This is a genomic window from Methylobacterium sp. J-030, from assembly GCF_022829545.1.
Lineage (GTDB): Bacteria > Pseudomonadota > Alphaproteobacteria > Rhizobiales > Beijerinckiaceae > Methylobacterium.
Genome location: NZ_JAKSYM010000167.1, coordinates 1 through 24,562, shown reverse-complemented (window position 1 = coordinate 24,562; position 24,562 = coordinate 1). Strand labels below are relative to the sequence as shown.

The 24,562-nt window shown below is 67.7% G+C and carries 21 protein-coding genes; 5 read left to right on the top strand and 16 right to left on the bottom strand.

All coding sequences use genetic code 11. The features are described 5' to 3' along the window. Positions 1-178 precede the first annotated feature (178 nt). Positions 179-1,972 (top strand): DNA ligase D, encoded by a 1,794-nt coding sequence (gene ligD / locus MKK75_RS10325; protein WP_244042498.1) that lies wholly within the window; start codon positions 179-181, stop codon positions 1,970-1,972. 75 nt (positions 1,973-2,047) lie between these two features. Here the strand turns inward: ligD and MKK75_RS10320 are convergent, their stop codons facing one another. The 6 genes from MKK75_RS10320 to MKK75_RS10295 form a co-directional block, all read right to left on the bottom strand. Further along, positions 2,048-4,261: a PAS domain-containing sensor histidine kinase gene (locus MKK75_RS10320; protein ID WP_313901849.1), complete on the bottom strand. Its 2,214-nt coding sequence runs from the start codon at positions 4,259-4,261 to the stop codon at positions 2,048-2,050. Positions 4,262-4,791: 530 nt separating this feature from the next. Then, positions 4,792-5,034 carry a DUF6894 family protein gene (locus MKK75_RS10315; protein ID WP_244042497.1) on the bottom strand — a complete coding sequence of 81 codons (243 nt, stop codon included), beginning with the start codon at positions 5,032-5,034 and terminating at the stop codon, positions 4,792-4,794. A 116-nt stretch (positions 5,035-5,150) separates the two neighbouring features. After that, positions 5,151-5,870 (bottom strand): Crp/Fnr family transcriptional regulator, encoded by a 720-nt coding sequence (locus MKK75_RS10310; RefSeq protein ID WP_244042496.1) that lies wholly within the window; start codon positions 5,868-5,870, stop codon positions 5,151-5,153. Between the two features lie 516 nt (positions 5,871-6,386). Then, the gene (locus MKK75_RS10305; RefSeq protein ID WP_244042495.1) at positions 6,387-8,903 is read right to left on the bottom strand and encodes a CheR family methyltransferase; all 2,517 of its coding nucleotides are present in this window, start codon (positions 8,901-8,903) and stop codon (positions 6,387-6,389) included. Positions 8,904-8,958: 55 nt separating this feature from the next. Further along, a complete protein-coding gene (locus MKK75_RS10300; RefSeq protein ID WP_244042494.1) occupies positions 8,959-9,240 on the bottom strand; it encodes a hypothetical protein in 282 nt (93 codons plus the stop codon). 33 nt (positions 9,241-9,273) lie between these two features. Beyond that, entirely contained in the window at positions 9,274-9,615 is a 342-nt protein-coding gene (locus MKK75_RS10295) for a hypothetical protein (protein WP_244042493.1), read from the bottom strand. Between the two features lie 376 nt (positions 9,616-9,991). On the opposite strand from MKK75_RS10295, the gene MKK75_RS10290 reads away from it, so the two are divergent. Beyond that, complete coding sequence (locus MKK75_RS10290) at positions 9,992-10,624, top strand: tyrosine-type recombinase/integrase (protein WP_244042492.1); 633 nt, start codon at positions 9,992-9,994, stop codon at positions 10,622-10,624. 435 nt (positions 10,625-11,059) lie between these two features. Here MKK75_RS10290 and MKK75_RS10285 read toward each other — a convergent pair whose 3' ends face one another. The 7 genes from MKK75_RS10285 to MKK75_RS10255 form a co-directional block, all read right to left on the bottom strand. Beyond that, positions 11,060-12,586, bottom strand: coding sequence for a tripartite tricarboxylate transporter permease (locus MKK75_RS10285; RefSeq protein ID WP_244042491.1), 1,527 nt, complete (start codon positions 12,584-12,586; stop codon positions 11,060-11,062). Next, complete coding sequence (locus MKK75_RS10280) at positions 12,583-13,059, bottom strand: tripartite tricarboxylate transporter TctB family protein (RefSeq protein ID WP_243907026.1); 477 nt, start codon at positions 13,057-13,059, stop codon at positions 12,583-12,585. Before MKK75_RS10280 ends, MKK75_RS10285 begins: the two co-directional genes overlap by 4 nt. A gap of 87 nt (positions 13,060-13,146) precedes the next feature. Next, positions 13,147-14,286: a mandelate racemase/muconate lactonizing enzyme family protein gene (locus MKK75_RS10275; protein WP_244042490.1), complete on the bottom strand. Its 1,140-nt coding sequence runs from the start codon at positions 14,284-14,286 to the stop codon at positions 13,147-13,149. Between the two features lie 8 nt (positions 14,287-14,294). Further along, positions 14,295-15,269: an NAD(P)-dependent oxidoreductase gene (locus tag MKK75_RS10270; RefSeq protein ID WP_244042489.1), complete on the bottom strand. Its 975-nt coding sequence runs from the start codon at positions 15,267-15,269 to the stop codon at positions 14,295-14,297. After that, positions 15,266-16,162 (bottom strand): fumarylacetoacetate hydrolase family protein, encoded by an 897-nt coding sequence (locus tag MKK75_RS10265; protein ID WP_244042488.1) that lies wholly within the window; start codon positions 16,160-16,162, stop codon positions 15,266-15,268. Before MKK75_RS10265 ends, MKK75_RS10270 begins: the two co-directional genes overlap by 4 nt. 11 nt (positions 16,163-16,173) lie before the next feature. Beyond that, entirely contained in the window at positions 16,174-17,316 is a 1,143-nt protein-coding gene (locus MKK75_RS10260) for a mandelate racemase/muconate lactonizing enzyme family protein (protein WP_244042487.1), read from the bottom strand. A 56-nt stretch (positions 17,317-17,372) separates the two neighbouring features. Then, entirely contained in the window at positions 17,373-18,338 is a 966-nt protein-coding gene (locus tag MKK75_RS10255) for a Bug family tripartite tricarboxylate transporter substrate binding protein (RefSeq protein ID WP_244042486.1), read from the bottom strand. Positions 18,339-18,473: 135 nt separating this feature from the next. On the opposite strand from MKK75_RS10255, the gene MKK75_RS10250 reads away from it, so the two are divergent. Continuing rightward, a complete protein-coding gene (locus tag MKK75_RS10250; RefSeq protein ID WP_279593766.1) occupies positions 18,474-19,190 on the top strand; it encodes a GntR family transcriptional regulator in 717 nt (238 codons plus the stop codon). Positions 19,191-19,207: 17 nt separating this feature from the next. Here MKK75_RS10250 and MKK75_RS10245 read toward each other — a convergent pair whose 3' ends face one another. Beyond that, complete coding sequence (locus MKK75_RS10245) at positions 19,208-20,317, bottom strand: enolase C-terminal domain-like protein (RefSeq protein ID WP_244042484.1); 1,110 nt, start codon at positions 20,315-20,317, stop codon at positions 19,208-19,210. 197 nt (positions 20,318-20,514) lie between these two features. Here MKK75_RS10245 and MKK75_RS10240 point away from each other — a divergent pair, with 197 nt between their 5' ends. Together MKK75_RS10240 and MKK75_RS10235 are read left to right on the top strand one after the other, a co-directional pair. Then, a complete protein-coding gene (locus tag MKK75_RS10240) occupies positions 20,515-21,798 on the top strand; it encodes an MFS transporter (RefSeq protein WP_244042483.1) in 1,284 nt (427 codons plus the stop codon). 330 nt (positions 21,799-22,128) lie between these two features. Further along, positions 22,129-22,941 (top strand): IS5 family transposase, encoded by an 813-nt coding sequence (locus MKK75_RS10235; RefSeq protein ID WP_244042482.1) that lies wholly within the window; start codon positions 22,129-22,131, stop codon positions 22,939-22,941. 226 nt (positions 22,942-23,167) lie between these two features. Here the strand turns inward: MKK75_RS10235 and MKK75_RS10230 are convergent, their stop codons facing one another. After that, entirely contained in the window at positions 23,168-24,346 is a 1,179-nt protein-coding gene (locus MKK75_RS10230; protein ID WP_244042481.1) for a CaiB/BaiF CoA transferase family protein, read from the bottom strand. Between the two features lie 26 nt (positions 24,347-24,372). Further along, positions 24,373-24,562, bottom strand: a 190-nt coding sequence (locus tag MKK75_RS10225) for an acyl-CoA dehydrogenase family protein (protein ID WP_279593699.1), incomplete at its 5' end; no start/stop codon positions are given.

Genomic DNA, 24,562 nt, shown 5'->3' with positions numbered 1-24,562 from the left:
TGCTCGTCGTCGGCCTTCATCAGCAGCCAGGGCTGCTTCTTCTCGCCCCCGCGGCCCTTCATGCGCACGAGATGCCATCGGCCCGCGAGCCTCTCGCCGTGTAGGGCGAACTCAAGGTGGCCCTTCGCCAGTCCGGCCGCCCTTCGTCGAACCCGCACTGGCGACCCTCGCCAACGACGTGCCCACCGGCGACGGCTGGCTGTACGAGATCAAGCACGACGGCTACCGCATGCAGGCCCGCATCGACGGGGGCTCCGTGAAGCTCCTGACGCGCTCGGGCCTCGACTGGTCCGCGAGGTTCGAACCCGCGGCCCGGGCCCTGAAGGCCTTGAAGCTGCCCTCGGCCCTGATCGACGCCGAGATCGTCGTCGAGACGGAAAGTGGGGTCTCCAGCTTCTCCGCCCTGCAGCAGGCGCTCGCCGCCGGCGATACCGGATCGGCGGTCCTCTACGTCTTCGATCTGCTCCACCTCGACGGCAGGGATCTGCGTGCCCTGCCCCAGACCGAGCGCAAGGACCTGCTGCTCCAAAGCCTCGACGACGCCCCGCCGGGCGGCCCCATCCGGTTCAGCGAGCATCTCGCAGCCGACGGCCCGGCCATGGCGCGGCACGCCTGCAGGCTCGGCCTGGAAGGCATCGTCGCCAAGCGCGCGGACGCGCCCTACCGCTCGGGGCGGACCGATGCGTGGCGCAAGATCAAATGCAGCTCGTCAGAGGAATTCGTCGTCGCCGGCTACATGCCGTCGACCACCGCGTCGAAGTCCGTGGGGTCGTTGATCCTCGGGACCCACGAGGACGGCACCCTCGTCCACGTCGGGCGGGTCGGCACCGGCTTCCGCGACGCGGTCGCACGGGATCTCTGGACGCAGCTGGAACCGCTGCGCATCCCGGCGGCGCCCTTCGCGGCCGAGCTGCCGCTGCTGGCGCGCCGCAACGCCCGCTGGGTCGAGCCCCGGCTCGTCTGCGAGGTCACGTTCCGCGGGTGGACGGGCGACGGCCAGCTTCGGCACGCGTCCTTCAAGACCCTCCGGAGCGACGTGCGGCTGGAGGAGGTCGTACGGGAGAAGGCGGCCGCGGCCGCGAAGCCTCGTAAGCGGAAGCCGCCGGTGGAGGCCACGCCGCTGACGCATCCGGATCGCGTGCTCTGGCCCGACGTCGGCCTGACCAAAGAAGGTCTCGCCGAGTACTACGCGGAGGTTGCCGACCGCATCCTGCCACACGTCGTCGACCGGCCGCTGTCGCTTCTCCGGTGCCCAGACGGTCTCGGATCCTGCTTCTACCAGAAGCACGCCTGGGCCGGGCTCGACGAGCGGTACATCCGGCTCGTGGACGGCGAGAAGGCCGTCGTGATCCAGGATCGGGAGGGCCTGCGCGCCCTGGTCCAGGCGAGCGTCCTCGAGATCCATCCATGGGGGGCGACGGTCTCGGACCCGGATCGGCCGGACCGGCTGGTGTTCGACCTGGATCCCGGCGACGGAGTCGCATGGGGCGATCTCGTCGCCGGCGCGCTGGAGGTGCGCGAGCGGATGTCGGCCTTGGGCTTCGCCAGCTTCGTGAAGACCACCGGCGGCAAGGGGCTGCACGTCGTTGTGCCGATCGAGCCGAAGGCCGGCTGGGAAGAGGCGAAGGCGTTCGTGAAGCGCATCGCATCCGAGATGGCGAAGGACGCACCCGACCTCTACGTCGCCACCGTGTCGAAGAAGGCCAGGGACGGACGCATCTACCTCGACTACCTGCGCAACCAGCGGGGCGCGACGGCCGTCGCCGCCTTCTCCACCCGGGCCCACCCCAATGCGCCCGTATCCGTTCCCGTCGATTGGGACGAGCTCCCGTCGCTCGGATCCGGCGCACGCTTCGACGTCGGCAGCCTACCGAGTCGCCTCTCCGCCTTGGGTCACGATCCCTGGGCCGGGTGCGAACGCGCGGCCCTGCCGTTGGATGCTGCAGGGCGTCGGCCACGTCGGAGGGCCTAGTGGTCGAAATCCAGTGCTCGGCACCCGTCGCAAGGGGCTGTTCACGACCCCTTGCCGACCCTCGAAGGTCCGCTTCTAGGCTGTTGAAACATACGCCAACGACCGGGTCGGGTGGTTTTCCGCCCGTCTGCTTTCGGACGGCAGGTGCATCGAAGCGGACGTAGTGGGGTTTCGAACGCACCGACCAAGCCGGAAACCGGGCCTGATCAGACTGAACCCCTCGCATGAAGGCTGAGGAGCCGGCGCAGGACGTCGCTCAATTGCAATGCCGAGTAACGGCTTCTGCAGCAGTTCGAACCCGTGCGTGCCCTCCTGCGCCAGCACGTGGCTGTAGCCGGATGCCAGGACCACCGGCAAATGCGGCAACCGCCGCTGCAGTGCCTTGGCGAGCTCTACGCCACCCATGCCTGGCATCACCACGTCGGTGAACACTAGGTCGAAGCTTGCGCCGTCGTCGCCCAATAGGTCCAATGCCTCCTCGGCGTTGGCCGCCCAGGTCGGTCGATAATCCAGGTCCTCAAGGATCTGGGTCGCGAACTGACCGACGCCGATGTTGTCCTCGACGACGAGGATGCGCTGCCCCGTGCCGAGAGGCGTCAGGCCCCCGTCGGACCCGCGGGCACGGGCTCGGACCTGCTCTTGCTCGACTTCCGGCAGGTAGAGCGTAAAGGTTGTGCCTTCCCCGACCAGGCTGGTCACATCGATGTCGCCGCCCGATTGCTTTGCGAAGCCGAATACCTGCGACAGGCCGAGCCCCGTGCCCTTACCGACCTCCTTGGTGGTGAAGAACGGCTCGAAGATCCGGCTGAGCAGGTCCGGGGGGATACCTGAACCTGTGTCGACGAGAGAGACCGCGGCGAAGGCTTTGCGCGAGCCGGCATGGCCGCGGATGACAGGAAGGGTCGTCCGGCATCCAAGGCGCAGGGTGAGTGTTCCTCCCCCGTCCATGGCATCGCGTGCGTTGACGGCCATGTTGATCAGTGCGGTCTCGAACTGACTTAAATCCGCCCGGACGAAGCACGGTGCGTGGGGCACCTCCGCGACCACGCGGACGCGTGCGCCCGTCACGGTGTCGAGCATTTCCGCGATACCGCGCATCCTCTCGCCGACGTCGAACACCTCTGGCTTGAGGGCCTGCCGGCGTGCGAACGCGAGTAACTGGCCGGTGAGCTTGGCCGCGCGCTCAACCGTATCAGAGACGGCGTTCAGGTAGCGATCCTTGCGCGCCTCTGGCAGGTCCGGTCGGCGAAGGAAGTCTACGGATGAGCGGATGATTGTCAGCAGATTGTTGAAATCGTGCGCCACGCCGCCGGTGAGCTGGCCGACGGCTTCCAGCTTCTGGGATTGGCGGAGGGCCTCCTGTGCCTGCTCCAGCTCGGCCTGCCTTTCCCGGGCCTCGGTGATGTCACGTCCGGTCGCGTAGGTCAGCGTTCCGGCCGGGGCGGCTGTCCATGAGATCCAGCGCGTCGAGCCATTTTTGTGCCGGTAGCGGTTGACGATGTGGGGCATCCCGCCCTCGGCTGCCTCGGTATAGGCATCGACCGTTTCAACATGGTCCTCCGCCAGGACGAACTCGTTGACGTGGCGCCCGATTAGTTCGTGCGGCTCATAGCCGAGAAGGCGGGTCCACGCCGGGTTGACCCGCCGGAGGACGCCCTCGAAGTCGATAATCAGCATCAGGTCGGGAGCGGTATCCCACATCAGATCGCGCTCGTTCGTGCGCTCCTCCACGCGCCGCTCCAAGGTCGCGTTCAAGCTGCGCACCTCGCCGAGTGCCCGTTCCAGGCTCTCTTGGCTGCCCTTGAGCGCGGTGTCGGCCAGCACACGCTGCGTGGTCTCGTCGGCGAAGATGAACAGGCCCGCGATCCTGCCGTCGGCATCGAGCACCCGCGAGTAGGAGAAGGAGAACCAGGTCTCCGCCGCCCCCCGGTCGGTATCGAGCTTCCACGGAAGGTCCTCGAAGCGGTGGCTGCGCCCGGCGAAGGCGTCATCGATGATGGGCTTGGCCTGGTCCCAGGCGTCCGCCCAGACTCTGTCGAAACGTTCGCCCGTGGCCCAGGCCATCCGAGGGCCGAGCAGGCGGGAATAGGTGTCGTTGAAGAAGAAGTGCAGGTCCGGCCCCCAGGCCAGGATCATGCTTTCGGGCGAGTTCAGGTCCAGCGAGAGCGCGGTCTTGAAAGCTTGCGGCCACGTCTCGGGTGGCCCAAGAGGATGAGCCGACCAGTCGCGCTCCCGGATGAGGCGCGCGGCCTCACCGCCGCCAGCCAGGAAGGCTGTCGCGTCGCTCACCGCGTCATGCCCAGCGGACGCCGTACGAAGCAGCAGCGGTTGCGCCCGGACGTCTTCTTGCTGGGTCGGTGACACCCCTTGATGAGCGTGTCGAAGACCGTGCGGTCGTGATTTTCGCAGTCACCCAAAGACGTGATCGTGCGCTTCGGCTCAGCGGAGGACATTTCAGGGGCCATGCCCCCTTATGGCACATGCGCCCTGAGTGGTCGCCGAGGGATTGCTCCTCCGCCGAGCTATGATTCCCGCTTTTGACCCCGAACCAAAGTCGCCATGAGGGGGATACGAACGGCTGCTTACAGGAAGCGCCGATATCGTTGTGAACGACCAGCTTGGGTTGAAAGCGGAATGACCGGACAGGGTGGTTTTCTGTCCGTCTGCTCTCGGACTGCGAATGCATCGGAGTGGACATAGCCGCGGGGGCCGCTCACGACCTTGAGCAGCCCATCACCATGGCACGCGCTGACGACAGATCTCGCAGGAACAGCAGACACCTATGGCGGTGCGATGCGCAGTCTCGCCTTGCCGCCAGCTTAGGACCGCAGCCAAATCCCCGCATAGCTTAGGTTGGCTATATAGACGGGCTGCCCGGCTTCGTCCCTGACCATGAGAGCCAGGGTCTGCGCGTCGCAGTCGTACTTGTGGATCTCGTCGCGTGCGATCTCGGGCAGGAGCCGCACCGCTTCTCGGCGTACCGCGGCCAAGTCGGGCAGATCTATCCCGGCCTCGTCGCTGATGGTGCGCCCGTCGATCACATCGAAGAAATAGCGGGCCATCGCATGCTCCAGCCAGAAGGGCGGGAGCACGGGTCTCTCAGCCACGAACGCCCAAAAATCCGGCCCGTGATCGTCGGAGCCCTACCAACTCCGCAGTGCTCCGGCACTCAATTGGGTTAGGCCGGTACGCTCAGGTTTTGGTGCAGATAGGTCGGGTCGAACTCGGCCACCGCCTCCAACCTCGACCAGTCCAGGATGGTCAGCGTTCGGTGTTCCAGGGCGATGAGTTCCTGGCGACGCAGATCTTGCAAGACCCGGTTCACATGGACGCTCGTCAGGCCGAGCGCGTCACTCATATCGGTTTGCGTAATCGGCAGAGAGCAACTGTGCTGCGTCGTGAGGCCGACCGCCTGCATCCGCAGGAACACCTCGCACAGGAGATGGGCCATGCGCGGGAGCGCCTCCTTGCGCCCCATGCCGACGATCCACTCCCGATAGATCGCGGCGTCGATCAGTGTGTCCTTCCAGAGCGCCGAGCCGAGGCGGGGATGCTCCGCGATCAGGTCGTGGATCTGAGCGTGACTGAGGAAGCCGGCCGTAAGAGGCGTGATGGCGGCGAGGCTGTGGTCCGTCACCGGAAGGTGCAGGCTCTGAATATCAGGGAGATCGCCGGGGATGTGGAACGAGAGGATCTGCCGTTCGCCCTGCTGGAGGGTTCGGTAGCGGCAGGCCCAGCCTTCTACAATCAGGCAGCATTGGCCGGGTCGCTCGCCCTGCTGCACGATATCTTGGTGCGGCGCGAAGGTGTGCCTGATGAGTGGTAGGGTCGCCAGGGCATTCCGCTCGGCCTCGCCGAGCGGGAAGAAGCGCACGAGGCGGTGTGAAGCGTCGATCATGCCGATACCAGCCGTCACGAACAGACGGTGCAGCAATCTCGCAAAAAATGCCCCTGCAAGCCAATCCCCCGGTGCCGCTCAGTCTTGCATTCTCCAGAAGCTGTGGCCGTCCGCTTGCTCTGCGGTCCAGATGCCTAGGACAGCCGTATTGAATATCCCCTCCCCACCCTGAGCCGAAGTTGCCGGAAGGCTGCTTTGGAGAAGCGCCGATGATAGTCGGCGTGGCTGATTTGGGTCGATAGGGGGCGGTCCGCTTTTCCCGCGGCAGTTCTCCAAAGCGGACAGGCCGCTTACGGCCAGTTTCGGCCGCCCAGATCAGGTGCTGAACATCTGCACTGGGTGGAAACCCGCCGGTCCGCTTTTGGACGTTAGTAAAAGAGAGCGGACGTTGCCGCCTCGCCCGCTCAGGAACTCCTGCGGAAGTGGGGAACGTCTGCTCGCGGATCGCTCGGTCGGACAACGATCGGAGGCTGGAACGAGTAGGCAGAAGCCTTTCGTCGAACGACTGCTCGACCGCTACACGGTTTCGCCCGGGACACGGACGAAGTTGGCGATGACGCCGGACATCTCACCGTCGATCCGCGACGGCGTCAGCCGGGCGCGGTAGCGGTTGCCGTCCGTCCCGTCGAGCAGGCGATCCGTCGTGCCGCCACCGGCCATCACCTCTGCGGCATCCTCGCTCAACCATGACAGGGAGAACGGCGCTGCGAAGTTGCTCAACAGCCGCCCGCGGTCCTGTCCCTGGACGCCGAAGATACTGGCCGCAGCATCCGTGAGCGTCCGGATGCGTAGGTCCGTATCGAGGAACACGCTGGCGATCTCCGTGCTGCCGAACAGGGCCGCCTGTTCGGCCGCGAGCCGGTCCAGCGCCTGGATCTTCGATGATAGCTCGTTGTTGACCGTGTGCAGCTCCTCGTTGATCGACTGGACCTCCTCCTTCGAGGCCTCCAGTTCCTCGTTGCCGGACTGCATCTCCTCGTTGACCGAGTACAGCTCCTCGTTCGAGGATTTTATCTCCTCGAGCGAGGTCTCGTACTCCTCGACGATCGCCTGAAGGCGCTCGCGCGTCAGCGACAGTTCGCGCTCTAGCCGCCGCACCGTCTCATCCCGCCCGATCTCGGCCTGCGTCGCCGGCGCCTCGCGGGCCGAGGCCGGGGCGGTCTCCGTGAACACCACCAGGAACAGCGGCTCCGTACCCGGGTGCATTGCCATCGGGCTGACGGTCAGCGCCAGGGGCTGACGCAGCCCGCTCGCCAGATTGATCTCCAGCCCCGTGCGCTCGACCACCGTGTTCGTCTCGATCGCCTCGCGCAGGGCCGTGCGCAACTCCAGTCGCAACCCCTTGGCCACCAGCGCCGCCAGCTCGTGGGTCGGCTGACCTGACGCGACCCCCAGCACTGTGTCGATCCGCGCGGAGTAGTGCACGGCCTCACCCACCCGCGTCACCACGGCATGCGGCGGGGCGAACTTGGCCAGCACCTCGGCATCGACGAGGTGGCGGAGGTTGGCGTGCACGAGCCCCCCCTGCGGTTTCGGGCGGGCGCCGGGGACGAGTTCGGCCCAGGCATCACCGCTCATCGACGGCAGTCGCACAGGGCGAACGGTGTTCGTCGCCTGGAAGATGCGGTGCCACTTGTCCACGGTGGCGAACAGGTCCTCGAACCGGGTGACGTTCTCGGCCATCCCGATGAACAGGTAGCCGTCCGGGCGCAGCGCGTAGTGCAGCGTCGGCAGGATGCGCTCCTGAGCATCGAGCCCGAGGTAGATCAGCAGGTTGCGGCAGGAGATGAGGTCGATGCGCGAGAACGGGGGATCGCGCAGGACGCTGTGGGGGGCGAAAGTGCACAGATCGCGCACCGCCTTGCCGATCACCACGCTGTCGCCCTCGGCAACGAAGTAGCGCGCGATCCGCTCGGATGAGACGGTGTCGAGGTACGCCCGGGGGTAGCGGCCGATCCGGGCGACGGTGAGCGATCGTTCGTCGATGTCGGTGGCGAAGATCTGGACCCGCGGCAGCGCAGGCAGCGTGGCCATGTGTTCCAGCATCAGGATGGCGATCGAGTACACCTCCTCGCCGGTCGAGCAGGCGGGGATCCAGACGCGGACCGTCTCCTCGGCGGCGCGCCCCTCGAACAGCTTCGGGATCACCAGCTTGGCCAGCGCGTCGAAGGCGTCGGCATCACGGAAGAACTTGGTCACGCCGATCAGCAGGTCACGGAACAGCGCCGCCACCTCGGCCGCATCCGTGCGCAGGCGCGCGAGGTAGTCATCCGGCCCGTCATGGCCGCCCACCACGATCCGACGGGCCAACCGCCGCCGAAAGGTCGTGGGCTTGTAGCCCGAGAAGTCGTGCCCAACCTGCCGTCGTAGGATCGCGTGGATCTCGGCGAGCACATCTTCAGCGACCGCGACCCCGTTCGGATCGTCGTTCAAGGCCGGCCCGGCCTGTTTTCGCCCGGAGTTGTGGGCGACGATGAGCGCGCCCACCTCCTCGGCTGCAGCATGGTGGTCGACGTACCCGGTCCGGAGCGCGCTGAACGGCATGTCGGGCGTCTCCGGCCCATCCTCATCCGGGGCCTGCGCGAACGTGAGACCACCGCGCTCCTTGATCGCCTTGACCCCGATCGCGCCGTCGCTGTCGCCGCCCGAGAGGATCACCGCCACGGCGCCCTCACCTCGATCGAGCGCCAGGGCGGTCAGGAAGACGTCGATGGGTTTGGTCTCGCGCAGGCCCGGGTCCAGCGGGCTCACGGTCAGACGCCCCTGGCTGATACCGAACTGCACGCCCGGGGGCATGACGTAGACGCGATCGGGCTGCACGACCGCCGCGTCTGTGGCTACCTCCACCGGCAGGTTCGTGAACCGCGCCAGCACTTCGGGCAGCAGGCTCTCGCGGTCCCGGCTGAGATGCGTGACCACGACGATGGCGGCGCCGAACGGCTGGGGCAGCCCCTCGAAGAAACCCCGCATGGCCTCGATCCCGCCCGCGGAGGAGCCGACACCGACGATTGGGAAGGGTTCGGGCGCCATCATCCTGTCCACTTCAGACCTGGATCGAACGATCCGGGGGCGTAGAAGGTTCGGATCATCAGTCGTCAGGCGTCGGCTCAATCGACGGACTGTCGCGCAGCAGTTCCTGGATGATGAACGAGACGCAGCGTGCACGCGCCTGAGTTCCTTTCAATCGCAGGAACAAGCGCATCACCGCCGCGGCCTGCGCTATTTCTTCACCGCTGGCTGCCGACTCCGTCCCCCCCGAGGTCGGGGCCGGCTCGGGCTCGAAGAAACTGGCGGCGGGCACGTCCAGGATGCGGGCGATACGCTGCAAGGCGTCGCCAGTCTTATCGTCCGGGGCTTCGTCGTTGTTCATGATGGCACCTCCGCCGACGTCCCCCGAACCCGATCAATGCATGACGACTCCCGCGGCGCGTGGATCGAGCCCCATCGCGATACGCCGACCGACATGGTTGAGGACGCGACCGAGAAGCGCGCGGGTCTGAGGCTCGCCATCGGCCTCAGCGAGTTCGTAGGCCTGGATCAGGCACTCGACCAACAGCTTTGACGGGTCGGAATAGTCGGTCTCTGCCGCCCCCACGTATTCCGGCTGGGTCATGGCCCGCGTTTGCCGACGCGAACGTTCGACGAGATCGCAAGAGATCTGTAGCGCCTTTCGCGTTTCCTCGGCGGCCGCCCGCAACTCTCGGGCTGTCGTCAGGTTTCGATCTGCGAGATCAGCCTTGGCCATTATCGTGTTCTCTTACAGGCCGCGATCCACAGTAGCATGACCTACGCGCCCTGTCCCGTTCAGGTTGTTGCACGTCCGCCGGCGCTCTTTGAGGTGGGTGGTCAGGTATCGGAGCGGACTGTTCCTCCTGCCTCCGAGGCACGGTCCCCGATCTTTCCCGTTGAACGCCCACTTTCGGACCGAAGGCTAATGTCCGGGTGCCACCCCGAGCTGAAGTTGCCGGACGGCTGACGAACGTCCGCTTCGGGGGAACGCCGACAGCGCTTCCGGCGGCTGGGTTGGGTCGCCAGCGGAACGTCCGCATATGCCCGCTCTCCGAAGCTTCGGTTCGGGTTTCTTCTCGCCTCGTCGGCATGGGCCGGCGAGGAGATCGACGATGGGACACTCAGCACACGATCCGGCCACGAAAGGGCGGCCGGCCTGGAACGCGGGCCGCAAGCTCGGCGCCAAGCGCGCCCTCAAGCCTCAGCAGGTTTGGGCCATCCGATTCTGGTTGGACCGCGAACGGCGCACGCGCGACCGCGCGATGTTCGACCTCGCCATCGATAGCAAGCTGCGCGGTTGCGACATCGTAAAGCTCAAGATTGGCGACCTCGTCAGCGGTGGTCGCGTCCGTAGTCGGGCCATCGTCATCCAGCGCAAGACCGCTCGACCAGTGCAGTTCGAGCTGCTTGAACCTGCCCGCACTAGCATCCTGGCATGGCTCGAGGCTAGAGGCGGAACGCTCGACGATTATGCCTTCCCGAGCCGGCTCGAGGGCGTCACGCACATCAGCACCCGGCAGTATGCGCGCTTGGTCGATGAGTGGGTCACCGGCATCGGGTTGCGCAGCGAGGACTACGGCACGCACTCCCTCCGCCGCACGAAGGCGTCGTTGATCTACAAGCGGACCGGCAACCTGCGTGCCGTTCAGATCCTGCTCGGCCACACCAAGATCGAGAGCACGGTCAGGTACCTCGGTGTCGACGTCGAGGATGCTCTGACCCTGGCCGAAGGGACTGAGATTTGAGTGTTCGGCCCCTCGGCTTCTGTGTCGAGGGGCTTCGAAACCAGCCTAGCTGCAAAGCGCCCATCCCGGTCATTCAGCCGACGAGCGCATTCGCCCCGAAGCGGACGCTGAGACAAGCCGGCAAAGCCGCTTGCCCCCGCTGGGACCATCCTCATCTTGAGCGGCCGATCTGTTTTTGAAGCAAAGCGAGCCGAAGACGGCCGGATCAAACCAGGCCTCGCCGCGAACGAATGGCACCCACCGGGATGGGCTGGTGTGCGCGGGCCGAGCTGTCCTATCGTTCACGACCTCGGGCAGCCACCTATAGCCCACCCATTGCGCCCGCATCACGCGCGGCCCGCAATCGGCCGATGCGGCGCGCGAAGCGCGTGCGAACATACGCGGACCATGTCGAGGTTCAGGGCGATACCGCTCCCCCAGTCAACTTTATAAGGCTCAGCCTTCCATCACGACGGGGCCATCGGGCACCAACGCTCCCCGGCGTCGCCAGCGCAGAAAGAGCTGTCCGAGGATCAGGATGGCGCAGACGGCGAGGAAGGCGGCGCTGATCGGGCGCTCGACGAACACCGTCAGGTCGCCCTGCGACAGCAGCATGGCGCGCCTGAAGTTCTCCTCGAAGCGCGGACCGAGCACGAAGCCGAGGAGGATCGGGGCCGGGTGGAAGCCGAGGATCAGCAGGAGGTATCCGAAGATCCCGATCACCAGCGTCTCGCCAACTTGGAACAGGCTGCTGCTGGTCGAGTAGACGCCGATGCATACGAAGAACAGCGCGCTCGGATAGAGGTAGCGGTAGGGGATCGTTAGCAGCTTCACCCAGATGCCGATCAGGGGGACGTTGAGCCCCATCAGGAGAATATTTCCGACCCAGAAGCTCGCGATCAGCCCCCAGAATATGTCCGGGTGCTGCGAGATCAGGAGCGGCCCCGGCGTGATGCCCTGGATGGTCAGGGCGGCGAGCAGCAGCGCCATCACCGCGTCGCCCGGGATGCCGAGGCTCATAGTCGGGATGAAGTCGCCCTGGACCGAGGAGTGCGTCGCGGTCTCTGGCGCTGCCACGCCCTCGATCGCGCCCCGCCCGAAGCGCTCAGGAGTACGCGAAATCTTCTTCTCGGCCGCGTAGGCGACGAACGAGGCGATGGTCGGGCCAGTGCCCGGGATGAGCGAGCACAGGCTGCCGATCAGCGTGCCGCGCAGGATCGGCAGGGCGGAGCGCTTCAGGTCCGCTCCGCTCGGCCGCATGTCGCGCAGGCGCACGCTCGCGCCTCCGCGCAGCGGCTCGACCTTGTTCACGCTCTTGAGGAACTCCGCGATGCCGAACAGGCCGAGCGCGAGGGCGACGATCTCGATCCCGTCGGCGAGCTCGGGCAGGCCAAAGGTGAAGCGCTCGTAGCCCGACGTGACGTCGGTGCCGAAGATGCCGAGCAGGAGGCCGAGCGTCGTCATGGCGATGCCCTTCAGCGCCGAGCCGCGGGCCAGCGTCGAGCCGGCGAGCAGCCCGAGCAACATCAGCGAGCACACGTCGGCGGGCCCGAACTTCAGCGCCGCCCGCACGAGGAGGGGCGCGAAGAAGATCATCATCACGATGCCGAACGAGGCGCCGCAGAAGCCGCCCAGCATCGTGATTCCCAGCGCCGTGCCGCCCTTGCCCTGCTTGGTCAGGGGATAGCCGTCGAGACAGGTCACCGCGTGCGGCGGATGGCAGGGCAGGTTGAGCAGGATCGAGCAGATCGCGCCCCCGTACTGCGCCCCGTAGAAGATGCCCGACAGCATCAGGATCGCGGCCACCGGCGGCATGGCGAAGGTGAGCGGCAGCAGGATCGAGATCGCCGCCATCACGCCCATCCCGGGCAGCACGCCGACGATGTTGCCGAGCAGGACCCCGACGAAGCAGGCCAGGAAATTGGTCGGCTGGAGGGCGACCCCGAAGCCGTGGGCGAGATCGGTGAGCGCCGTGCCGATCATGACTGTCCCCAGGCGAGCGGCGGCAGCTGGATGTGCAGGCCGTAGTAGAACAGGGCGCAGCCGAACGCCGCGATCAGAGTCGCGAGGAGGCAAGCGCCGCGCACCGTCGTGGTGCGGTCGCCCATCGCCGCGATGAAGACGCAGGCGAACGTCGCCGGGAACAGGCCAGCGGTCCGGGCGAGCAGGAGGAAGGCGAGCATGCCGCCGACGATGCAGGCCCAGCCGCGCCATTCGGGTCGGCTGAGGTCGACGCGGTCGTGGTCGTGCGCGTCGGCGGTCGTCGCCTCCGACAGCCCGATCCCGAGGCCGCAGGCCACGAGGATGACGCCCATGGCCAGCGGGAAGGCACCCGGCCCGATCGCCGCCAGCGTGCCGAGGCCGTACGTCGCTGATTCCACGATGGCGCCGAGGCCGATCAGCGCGGTCAGGACGCCGGCGTAGCGCTCCCTGTGCCGCTGGATCGAGTGAAGCACGCGTCCCTCCGGTCGTTTTGGCTTTTCTGTTTTTGACTCGTGCGACGGCCCCGGGCGTAACGGGGCCGCTCGGTCCCTCAGGGACGATCAGACGTAGCAGGGGCCGTCGATCAGCGGATTGGCGGCGAGGAAGCGCTCGTCGACCTCGACGCCGAGGCCCGGGCCGTCCGGCGGGCACACTCTGCCCTCGGCGTCGAGCCGATAGGGCAGACCGACCACGTCGTCGCGGAAGGGGTTGTGCCGGGCCACGTCCCCCTCGAAGTAGCCGGGGTTGTCGACGGCCGCGAGGAGGTGGAGCGTCGCCACCATGTTGATGCCGGTGGCCGAGGTGTGCGGATTGACCGAGATCTTCCACGCGGAGGCCAGCGCGGCGATCCGCATCGTCTCGGTGATGCCGCCGGTCTTCGACAGGTCGGGCTGGACGAAACCGAGATAACCGGCCTGCAGCGCCTGCACGAACTCGTAGCGGGTGAAGTGGTTCTCGCCGGCCGCGAGCGGGACGGTGCCGAGCCGCGCGGCCTCGCCGTAGCTGTAGGCGTCGTGGGGTGGGAACGGCTCCTCCAGCCACGCGACCCCCGCCGCCTCGAACGCCGGCATCACCCGGCGGACGTCGTCGACCGTGTAGCCGGTGTTGGCGTCGACCAGGACCTCGACATCGGCGCCCAAAGCCTCGCGCACCGCCTCGACCCGGGCGATGTCGCGCCGGGGGCTGTCGCCGACGCGCAGCTTCACCGCCCGGTAGCCGGCGGAGACGTGGGCGCGCGCCTCATCGGCCAGGGAGGCCGGCTCCTGCCATCCGAGGGAGATGCCGCCGGCATAGGCCGGAACCGCGCGGCGGCCACCCCCGAGCAGCCGGTAGATCGGCCATCCGGCCGCCTTGCCGCGGATGTCCCACAGGGCGATGTCGAGGCCCGACAACGCCATTGCGGCGGCCGCGCCCATGCCGTGGCTGGCAAGTTGCATCCGGTAGACCCGTGCCCAGACGCCGTTGACGTCGAGGGGATCCATGCCAAGGACGAGTTCGGACAGGGTCGTGTCGATGAGCTTGGCGATGGCGCCCGGGCAGCGCCCGTGATGGGCTTCGCCCCAACCGACGAGGCCTTCGTCGGTCTCGACCTTCACGAGCACGGCGTCGCGCTTGACTGCGCGGCCGATGCCGAGCCGGACGTTCTGACCCTCGGGGACCCGGAATGAGATCGGGACGGACTGGATGCGGGTGATGCGCATGGGTTCTCTCAGACGGACAGGGTCTCGGGCAGGATTTCGGGGTTCACGAGGTTGCGCGGTCGCTCGCCGCGCAGGATGCGCAGCATCTCCTCGACGGCGCCGACGCTCATCGCGCGTGAACTGGTCTGCGTGATGCCGGCCACGTGCGGGGTGAGCAGCAGGTTCGGACAGGCCAGGAGCAGGTGGTCGGGGGGCAGCGGCTGCACGTCGAACACGTCCAGCGCCGCACCGGCGAGCGCGCCCGCGTGCAGGGCGGTGGCGAGCGCGGCCGCGTCGACCACCGGGCCGCGGGCGACGTTGATGAGCACGGCGCCCGACCGCATCCGGCCGATCAGCGCCGCATCGACGAGGCCGCAGGTTGCCTCGGTGAGCGGGCAGGCGACCACCACCGCGTCGCTCTGCGCGAACAGCGTCTCCAGGTCGACCGCCTGGACGAAGCCGCCGAGCGTCGCGCCTCTGCGGGAGGCCCCGAGCACGCGCATGCCGAAGCCGTGATGGGCGATCCGCGCGACGCGGCCGCCGATCTCGCCGAGGCCGAGCACTCCGAGGGTGCTGCCACCGATCTCAGCGAGGCCGTCGGCGATCGGCCGCACAGCGCCCCATCCCTCTGCGCGCAGGCCGCCGTCGAGGCACCAGACCTGGCGGCGCAGGTGGAACAGCGCCGCGAACACGTACTCGGCCACGGCCTGCGTGTTGCTGCCGGGCAGGTTGGCGACCGGGATGCCGCGCACGGTCGCCGCCGCGACGGGGATCATGTCGAGGCCGACGCCGTGACGGACGATGCCGCGCAGCCGCGGGGCGTGATCAAGGATGTCGTCGGGCAGCTTGACCCGCACGATGAGCCCTTCGGCGTCAGCGACGAGCGCCCGCAGGGTCGCGGGGCTTGGGTCGGGCGCGGTGACAGGACGGGCGTGGGCCGCCAGCATCGCCTCCGCCTCCGGATGGATCGGGTTGGTCAGCAGGACCACGGGGCGTTCGCTCATCGGACTTCCCCTGCGATGACCGGGCTGATCAGGCTGCCCAGACCCTCGACCCACGCGGTCATCGTCGAGCCGGGCCGGATCCAGGCCGGCGGTTGGCGCAGGGCCGCGATCCCCGCCGGCGTGCCGGTGGCGATCACGTCGCCCGGCTCCAGCACCGTCTGCCCCGACAGGTGAGCGACGAGGTCGGCCACCGAGAACAGCATCCGGGCCGTGGTGGAGTCCTGCAGGCTCACCCCGTCGATCGACAGGCCGATCCGCAGCGCCTGCGGATCGGGGACCTCGTCGCTGGTCGCGAGATAAGGACCGAACGGGCCGAAGGTCGCGATGTTCTTGCCCGGGCCGAAGCCCTCGCGGCGGATCAATTCGCTGGCGCTGACGTCGTTGAACACGCCGTAGGCGCAGACATGGGCCGGCGCGTCCTGCGCGGCGACGTGGTCGGCGCGACTGCCGATCACCGCGGCGATCTCGGCCTCGTAGGTGCAGCCGCCGATACCCGGCGGCAGCACCACAGTCTCGCCCGGCCCGATCACCGTCCACGGCTCCTTCATGAAGAGGAACGGCTCGGTCGGATGGGGCGCGCCGCGCTCGGCCAGCGCGTCCACGTAGTTGTGGGCGATCCCGAAGATCCGGCCGGGCTTGGGCAGCGGCGCGCGCAGGCGCACCGATCGCAGCGGGAGGCGCGCAGCTTCGGGAATGGCGTGATCGCGCAGGCGCACGGCGGCATCCACGAGGCCAGAGCGGATCAGGTCGAGGACCTGCGGCGGGCAGCCGGCAAGCGCCGGCTGCAGGGCGGGGTGGGCGAGATCGACGACCGTGTCGTCCGGCCCGCTGGCGTCGCCCAGCAGGATACCCGCCCGCTCCGCACCGCCGTTCGTGAAGGTGACGAAACGCATCGCGGCGTGCCTCAGGCGGCGCGGTAGCGGTCGATCACGGCGCGGTCGACCTCGACGCCGAGGCCCGGCGCGGTGGGGACCGCGACCTTGCCGCCGACCTGACGGATCGGCTCGAGGGCGAGGTGATCCCGGAAGGGGTTCTCCTCCTGCTCGAACTCGAGCATCGGCGCGACCGGGAACAGGCAGGGGGGCTGATCGGGGATCGAGGCGAGGAAGTGGATGGTTGCGGCCAAGCCGACCACCGAACCCCAGGCGTGGGGAACGCACTCGACGCCGTGGGCGGTCGCCATCGCGGCGATCTTCTTGCACTCGGTGATGCCGCCGGCCGCGCACACGTCCGGCTGGACGATGTCCATCGCCTTGCGCGCGATGGCGTCGCGGAAGCCCCAGCGGGTGAATTCGTTCTCGCCGCCGGCCACCGCGATGTCGAGGGCGCGGGTGACCTCGATGTAGCCGTCGAGATCCTCCGGCGAGATCGGCTCCTCGAACCACTCGATGCCGAGTTCCTCGAGCCGCCGCCCCATGCGGATGGCGGTCGGCACCGTGAGCGAGTGGTTGGCGTCGACCATGAGGCGGATGTCCGGGCCGATCGCCTCGCGCACCGCCGCCACGCGGGCGATGTCGCGCTCGATCGAGCCGAGGCCGATCTTCATCTTCACGGCCTTGAAGCCGGCCTCGACGTAGCCGCGCGCCTCCTCGACCGCCTCCTCGACGAGGCGGTCCATGTCGGTGAAGTACAGGCCGGTCGCGTAGGCGTCGACGCTGGTGCGGAAGGCGCCGCCGATGAGCTTGTGCACCGGCTTGCCGACGCTCTTGCCGATGATGTCCCACAACGCGATGTCGATGCCGCTGATCGCGGCGATCGACATGCCCTTCGGCCCGTAATCCTTGATCCGGTTGTAGAGGTCCTCCCAGACGACCTCGACGTCGAACGGGTCCTGACCGATCACGCGGGGCGCGAGCTGCGTGTCGATGAACGCCTTGGCGACCGCGGACGGCCCGTAGCACTCGCCCCAGCCGACGATACCGTCCGCCGTCTCGATCTCCACGAGGCAGGTGCCGCGGGTCTTGTACAGCCAGCCGCGGGAGGAGGTGAACGGCCGCTTGATCGGCGTGGTTACGACATGGCAGGTGATGGTCTTGATCTTGGTCACGCTATCCGTCCCGGTCTCTGTTCAGATCGTTCGAGCGCTCGGAGAAGCGCGGCGGCTCAGGATTTGAAGACCTTCTCGGCCACGATCCTGATCGACTGCTCGACCCGATCGACCTCGGCGGTCAGCGCATCGCCGGTCAGCGGCGCGATCAGGAAGGCGTTGCGCGCGGCGAAATCCTTGAAGCGCTGGTCCCCGATCGCGGCGCTGAAGCCGTCTGTCAGCTTGGTGCGCACCTCCGGCGGGAGCTTGGCGGGGGCGACCACGTAGGCCATCTGCACGACCGGGCCGAACGGGAACACGTCGTAGCCGCGCTCCTCGAAGGTTGGAACGTCGGGGAACTGCGGGAGGCGCTCCTTGGCGAACACGCCGAGGGCTCGCACCAGGCCCTGCTGCAACTGACCGAGCGACTCGGCGGGCTTGAGCACCGCGGCCTGGATCTGCCCACCGGCGAGGTCGGTGATGACCTTTGCCCCGCCCGTATACGGAGCGTTGATATAATTGACGCCCGCCGCCCGGGCGGTCATCGAGGCGAAGATGTGATTGAGGTTGTAGTTGCCCGGCGTGCCGATCGACACGCTGCCCGGGTTCTTCTTCATATGAGCGAGAAAATCGTCGAGCGTCTGGTAAGGGCTCGACCCGGGGACGAGGAGCATCAGCGGGTCGATCGAGACCCGGGCGATGTGCGTGAACTGACCACTTTTGAGGGGCGTCTTGCCCTCGGCCATGTAGGCCAGCGTCGAGCTCGTCCCCATGCCGAGCGTGTAGCCGTCGGGGTTCGCCGTCGCCACGCGTCGCATCCCGATCGCGCCGGTGGCGCCGGGCTGGTTCTCGATGATGATCGTGATGCCGCGCTCCTTGAGCAGCGGCTGCAGCCCACGCGCCAGGATGTCGTTCGAGCCGCCCGCGTTCCAGGGTACGACGAACGTGATCTCCCGCGCCGGGAAGCCAGACTGAGCCAGAGCGATCCGTGCGCCAAGCCCCCCCAGGGCAAGGCTTCCGACGAGGCTACGGCGAGTCAGCATGGTGTTTCTCCCGTCTTCGTTGTTTGTTATAACGATCGAAGGCGGCTAGGATGTCAAGCGGGGTCGAACCGGTTCTCGCGGATCGGTCCCGATCCGCGATGGGCGGGTTGTTCAAGGGGCAGGGGGGCAACGGGGTTGAGACAGGTCGAGCGACTGCCCCTCTGGGATCAGGCCTACGCGGAGCTGCGAATAGCCATGCTCGGCGGCCGGTTCGGGCCGGGAGAGCGGATCCTCCTGCGCGAGGTCGCGGCTGAACTCGGCATCAGCCTTACGCCGGTCCGCGATGCGGTCAACCGACTGATCGCGGAGCACGTGCTCGAGCGCGGCAGTTCCGGCCAGGGCGGGGGCGCCGTGGTTCCGCGGATGGACGTGGTGCGCTTCGACGAATTGCTGACGATCCGCTGTGACCTTGAGGGTCGGGCCGCGGCCCGCGCGGCCGAGCGCTGCGCATCGGGCGACCTGGGCGTCCTCGACGAACTGCTCGCCGAGATGAAGGCTCTGATCCGGGACCAGAACCTCAATGTGTACCTTGATCTGCACCGGCGCTTCCACTTCGAGCTCTACGCGCTCGCGCGCATGCCGATCCTGGAAGGGTTGATCGAGAACATCTGGCTGAGGTGCGGTCCGGTCCTGACATACGTCATCCCGGACTACGTGCTGCTGGAGAAGGGCAGCGATCTGCATACCGCCGCGCTGTCGGCCCTGCGCGCCGGCGATGCTGACGCGGCGGCCACGGCGATACGACAGGATATCCGCGAGGCAGGCCGCTACATCGTCGGGCTCGCGGACGCCGCTGGGCTCATCGAAAACCCGGCCGTGAGCCACCGGCCACAGGCGCACGCGGCATCATGACAGGGATGGACGAGCCCTCATGTCAGGACGGCCGTGGTTTTAGCCCGGATGAGATCGCGGTCGATCTCCGCGCCGAGCCCGGCCGCCGTAGGCGCGTGCACCATGCCGGCGGGATCGACCGCGATGTCCGCGGCGAGCCCGTACTTCTGCGCCGCATCCGGCAGCAGCACCTCGAAGAACTCGGTGTTGCGGATCGCCATGATGACGTGGAGGTTGGCGACGTTGTTGAGCGAGTTGCCGCCGTGGTGGACCTCGAAGTTCATCCCGAAGGCTTCCGCGAGATGGGCCGCCTTGACGAGCGTGGTGATGCCGCCCTTCACCGCCACGTCGCCGCGCAGGAAATCGGTGGCGCGCTGCAAGATCCAGGGCGCGTAGGACTCGAAGCCGGCCTGCGGATATTCGGTCGCCATGATTGGCACATCGAGCTTGGCCTTGAGCTTGACGTAACCGTAGAGGTCGGAATCCGCGAGCGGATCCTCGTACCAGTAGTAGCCCGCCGCCTCGATCGCGCGGCCGACCCGCAGCGCCTGCTCGTAGGTATACCCCCAGCAGGCGTCGAGCATCAGCGTGAACCCGTCACCCATCCCGGCCCGCACCGCCTCGCAGATCGCGATGTCGTCGCGCCAGACCTGGGGCGGGTGGATCTTGTAGGCGCTCCAGCCGGCCTCGCGGTACGCGTGCGCCTGCTCGACGTAGGCGGCGGCCGAGTCGAGGATCTGCGAGCTGGCGTAGGCGGGTATCCGGTCGCGATAGGTGCCGATGAGCCGGTGGATCGGCAGTCCGGCGACCTTGCCGGCGAGGTCCCACAGGGCGACGTCGAGCGCTCCGATCGTCCGGACGGAGGCGGCGCGCACGCGCGCCCACAGCTCCTGGTTCAGGCGCCCGCGATCGAGGGGATCGCGCCCCATGAGCACCGGCTTGAGCACTCGCACGAGAAGCGGTGCGTCGAGATCGGCCGGTCCGTAAGCCGAGCCGAGGAAGGCATGCCCCTCGACGCCCTCATCGGTGTGGATCGTGACGAGCCCGAGCTGGCTGCTGCCCACCGCACGCGCCGTGCGCCCGGAGTAGCGCGTCGGCGGGATATCGTCCCAGCCGAACAGAGTGACCGTGACATCTCGTATGCGCATGGCGTCGCCTCCGGCCCGGGACCACCGCAGATGCGGCTTTCGCTCTCCGGCGCGTTCGGGCCATCGCCTTTCTAAAGCCGCCGCGACCAGCGCGTCGAGACGCTGGCCGGCCCAAAGACTGGGAGGAAACCGTGAGCAACCCGTCGACGACGGCTGACCCAATCGGCCGTGAAGCTCTGCGTAGGATCAGCCTGCGGTTGCTGCCATTTCTGGCGCTGAGCTATCTCGCCAACTACATCGACCGGGTCAACGCAGGCTTTGCCGCCCTGCAGATGAACCGGGAGGTCGGGCTGACGGCGAGCGCCTTCGGCTTCGGCGGCGGTATGTTCTTCATCGCATACCTGTTGTTCGAGGTGCCGAGCAATCTCGCGATGGTCCGGGTCGGGGCGCGGCTGTGGCTCGCGCGGATCATGATTACGTGGGGGCTGGTCTCCGGGGCGATGGCGCTGACGTCGGGCCCGGTCTCGTTTTGCGTGCTGCGCTTTCTACTGGGCGCGGCAGAAGCCGGGTTCGTGCCCGGCGTGATCCTGTACCTGATGCAGTGGTTCCCGGCCGGGGAGCGGGCACGGGTCATCGGCCTGTTCATGGTCGCAAGCCCCGTGGCCGGCATCGTCGGCTCGCCGATCTCGGCGGCGCTGCTCGGGTTTGACGGCTGGCTCGGCCTCTCGGGCTGGCAGTGGCTGTTCATCGTCGAGGCGATGCCCGCCGTGGTGATCGGCCTCGTCGGCCTCGTCTGGCTGACTGACACGCCGGCGCAGGCAGGCTGGCTCGAGCCGGAGCACAAGGACTGGCTCGCGGGCCGCCTCGCTGCCGACGCGGCCGCACGGACCAGCATCGAGAAGACCACCGTCTGGGCGGTGATGGGCGACCGCACCGTCCTGGTGCTGTCGTTGATCTACGCGGGCCAAGCCACCGCCAACGCCGGCCTATCGTTGTGGCAACCGCAATTCCTGAAGTCGTTCGGACTCTCAACGACGGAGGTCGGCCTCTTGAACGCGATCCCGTTCGCGGTCGCCGCGCTAGCGATGTACGCGGGCGGCCGGAGTTCTGACCAGCGCGACGAGCGCGTCTGGCACACGGCCGTCCCGACCGCACTAACGACGCTGGGCTTATGCCTCTGCCTCGTCCTGCACGGATTGGCCCCGACCGTGCTGTTGCTGTGCCTCGCCCTGTTCGGCGTCTCGGCGTCGCGCGGCCCCTTCTGGGCACTCACGACCGAGTGGCTGTCCACGCGCGCGGCGGTCGCGGGGATCGCTCAGATCAACGCAGTTGGCACCGGAGCGAGCTTCTTCACGAGCTGGGCGACGGGGGCGATCAAGGATGCGACTGGAAGCTGGCCCCTGGCGCTGCTGCCGCTCGCCGGCGTGACCGCGACGGCCTCGGTCGCCGTCATCCTGCTCGGACGCCCGACACTCTCGGCGACGCCGAACCTATCCGAGCCGCACGTGAAACCGACGACACCCGTGGCGGTCGAGCCGTGAATGGCGTCCGCTTTTGTAGCGAACCTTCTCCGAAGCGGACCTGCGGCTTTCGGCCAAGCTATGTCATGCCGGATCGTCGGCGCGCGCAGAACCGGACATTCACCTTCGCGCCCATCTCTACCCATCAGCAGCGTCCGCCAGCTTCTCCGAAGCAGACATTGGCACGGGTTAGGGTGCAGATCTTAAATGCGCCACGAGCCGTCAAAGGGAAACGTGATCGTTGATGTCCGGTCCGGTCTCAGAGCCCGTCCGATAAGGGTCTGAGGCGGGGTTGAGTGGCCGGGATGGCGGTGATTCCAGGAGGGTGCTGAAGCCTGACCTGGAAGCGCCATGTGGACCCCGACCACCCGGCGGCAGCATAGCCGCGCGGACCTTCGCTATGAAACTGATCTGACGGACGCCGAGTGGGCGCTCATTGAGCCGCTGATGCCAAAACCCGCTCCGTGCGGTCGACCGCCGGTCTGGACGATGCGGGAGATCCTGAACGCCATCTTTTATGTTCTCCGCGGCGGCATCGCATGGCGGCTCATCCCCAAAGATCTGCCTCCACGAAGCACGACGTATGGCTACTTCAGCCGCTGGCGCGACGCGGGCTTGTTTGGCCGGATCAACCACCATCTCGTCATGGCAGACCGCGAACGGGTTGGACGCTACGCCTCGCCGTCTGCCGCGGTGCTCGACAGCCAAAGCGTCAAGACGACGGAGAGCGGCGGGCCGCGGGGCTACGATGCCGGCAAGAAGGTCAAAGGCCGCAAGCGCCAAGCGCTGGTCGACACGGATGGGCGTGCCCTCGTGCTCGATCCGCAGCCGGCCGATGTGCAGGATCGCGATGGAGCCGTTCCGGTGCTGCGCCTCTCGCGCCGAACCTTCCCGTTCATCGCCAAGGCCTTCGCCGATGCCGGCTACGCCGGCGACAGGCCAGCGACCGCCACGATCATCACCGTCGAAATCGTGCGCAAGACACCCGGGCAGGTCGGCTTTGCCGTGCATCCTCGCCGATGGGTCGTCGAACGGTTCTTTGCCTGGATCAGCCGCAACCGACGCCTCTGGAAGGATCCGGAGGCGACCCTCGCCTCCGCCAAAGCCTTCCTCTACGCCGCAGCCGTCATGATCCTCATCAGACGCCTCGCCCGCTCAGCCTGACTTCTCGGACGGACTCTCAGTAGCTGGAGTCTTCAACCTCGCAGCTACGGGACCCTCGATTGTCTTAATTCCTGTACGTTTTTCATCCGGCGCATGCGCTGCGAGACGGCAAACCGCCCCGCCGCGTGTCCTCGCTTCCCGCACGCCGTCGAGACTGCCGAGCCGCGGGGCGAAGGACGAGCGCAGGTGGCGCCGGGACCGCCGACCGGAGGTCCGGGTGTCCCGATCAACCCGGGTCGTCGGCCCCCGCGTCCGTCTCGAACCGCCATCGGCCGTCCCCGAGCATCGGCGCCGTGCGATCGAGGGCCAGCGAGCTGCGGGAGAACACCAGCGGCGTGCGCAGCCCCGGGATTCCGTCGGGCGCGACCACCAACCTCCGCGCGACCGCCTGCGGTTCGCCCAGTGCCTCCGCGACGGTGTTGGTCGAGCCGCCGGGCACGCCGGCGGCCTCAAGCGCCGCGATGAGGTCGGCGCGGGTGCGGGTCCGGGTCCGGTTCGCGATCCGCGCGCACAAGACCTCGCGGTGGAGCACACGGCCCGGGTTGGTGGCGTAGGCGGCCTCGGCGGCGAGGACGTCGAGGTCGAGCGCGCGGCACAGGGCTGCGAATTGGCGGTCGTTCCCGCATGCAATGATGAGATGTCCGTCTGATGCCGGAAACAGTTGGTAAGGCACGATGTTCGGATGGGCATTCCCCATCCGGCGCGGCGCCCGCCCGCCCGCAAGATGATTCATCGCTTGGTTGGCGAGCGCGGCGACGCCGGTGTCGAACAGCGACAGGTCAACATGCTGGCCACGTCCCGACCGGGCTCGCTCGGCGAGCGCCGCCTGTATGCCAATGACCCCGTACAGGCCGGTCAGGACATCGATCCATGCGACGCCGACCTTCTGGGGCTCGCGGTCCGGCTCGCCGGTGAGGTCCATGATCCCGCACAGGCCCTGGATCAGGAAGTCGTAGCCCGGCTGCGCCGCGCGCGGCCCGTCCTGACCGAAGCCGGTGACGGAGGCATAGACAACGCGCGGGTTGATCGCGGCCACGGCCGCGTAATTGAGGCCGAAACGGGCGAGGCCGCCGACCTTAAAATTCTCGATCACGACGTCGGCCCGCGCGATCAGCGCCTTCAGGCGCGCCAAGTCCTCCGCGTCCGCGAAGTCGCAGGTCACCGAGGTCTTGCCGCGGTTGGCGGCGTGGAAGTACGCAGCTACCGGGATCGGCTCGCCGTCCGGCCCCGCGCGTTCGACGAACGGTGGACCCCAGCGTCGGGTGTCGTCGCCGTCCGGGCCCTCGACCTTGATCACCTCCGCGCCGAGGTCGGCGAGCGTCTGCCCGATCCAGGGGCCGGCCAGGATGCGTGCCAGTTCGACCACCTTAAGGCCGCGCAGGGGCGAGTTGGCTTCGTCGGTCATGGCCAGGCCCCGTTTCGGTCGAGCGCTCAGAAGAACGCCTGCAGCCCCGTCTGCGCCCGGCCCAAAATCAGCGCATGGACGTCGTGCGTGCCCTCGTAGGTGTTGACCGTCTCGAGGTTCTGGGCGTGGCGCATCACATGGTACTCGCCCATGATGCCGTTGCCGCCGTGCATGTCGCGGGCGGTACGGGCGATGTCGAGGGCCTTGCCGCAATTG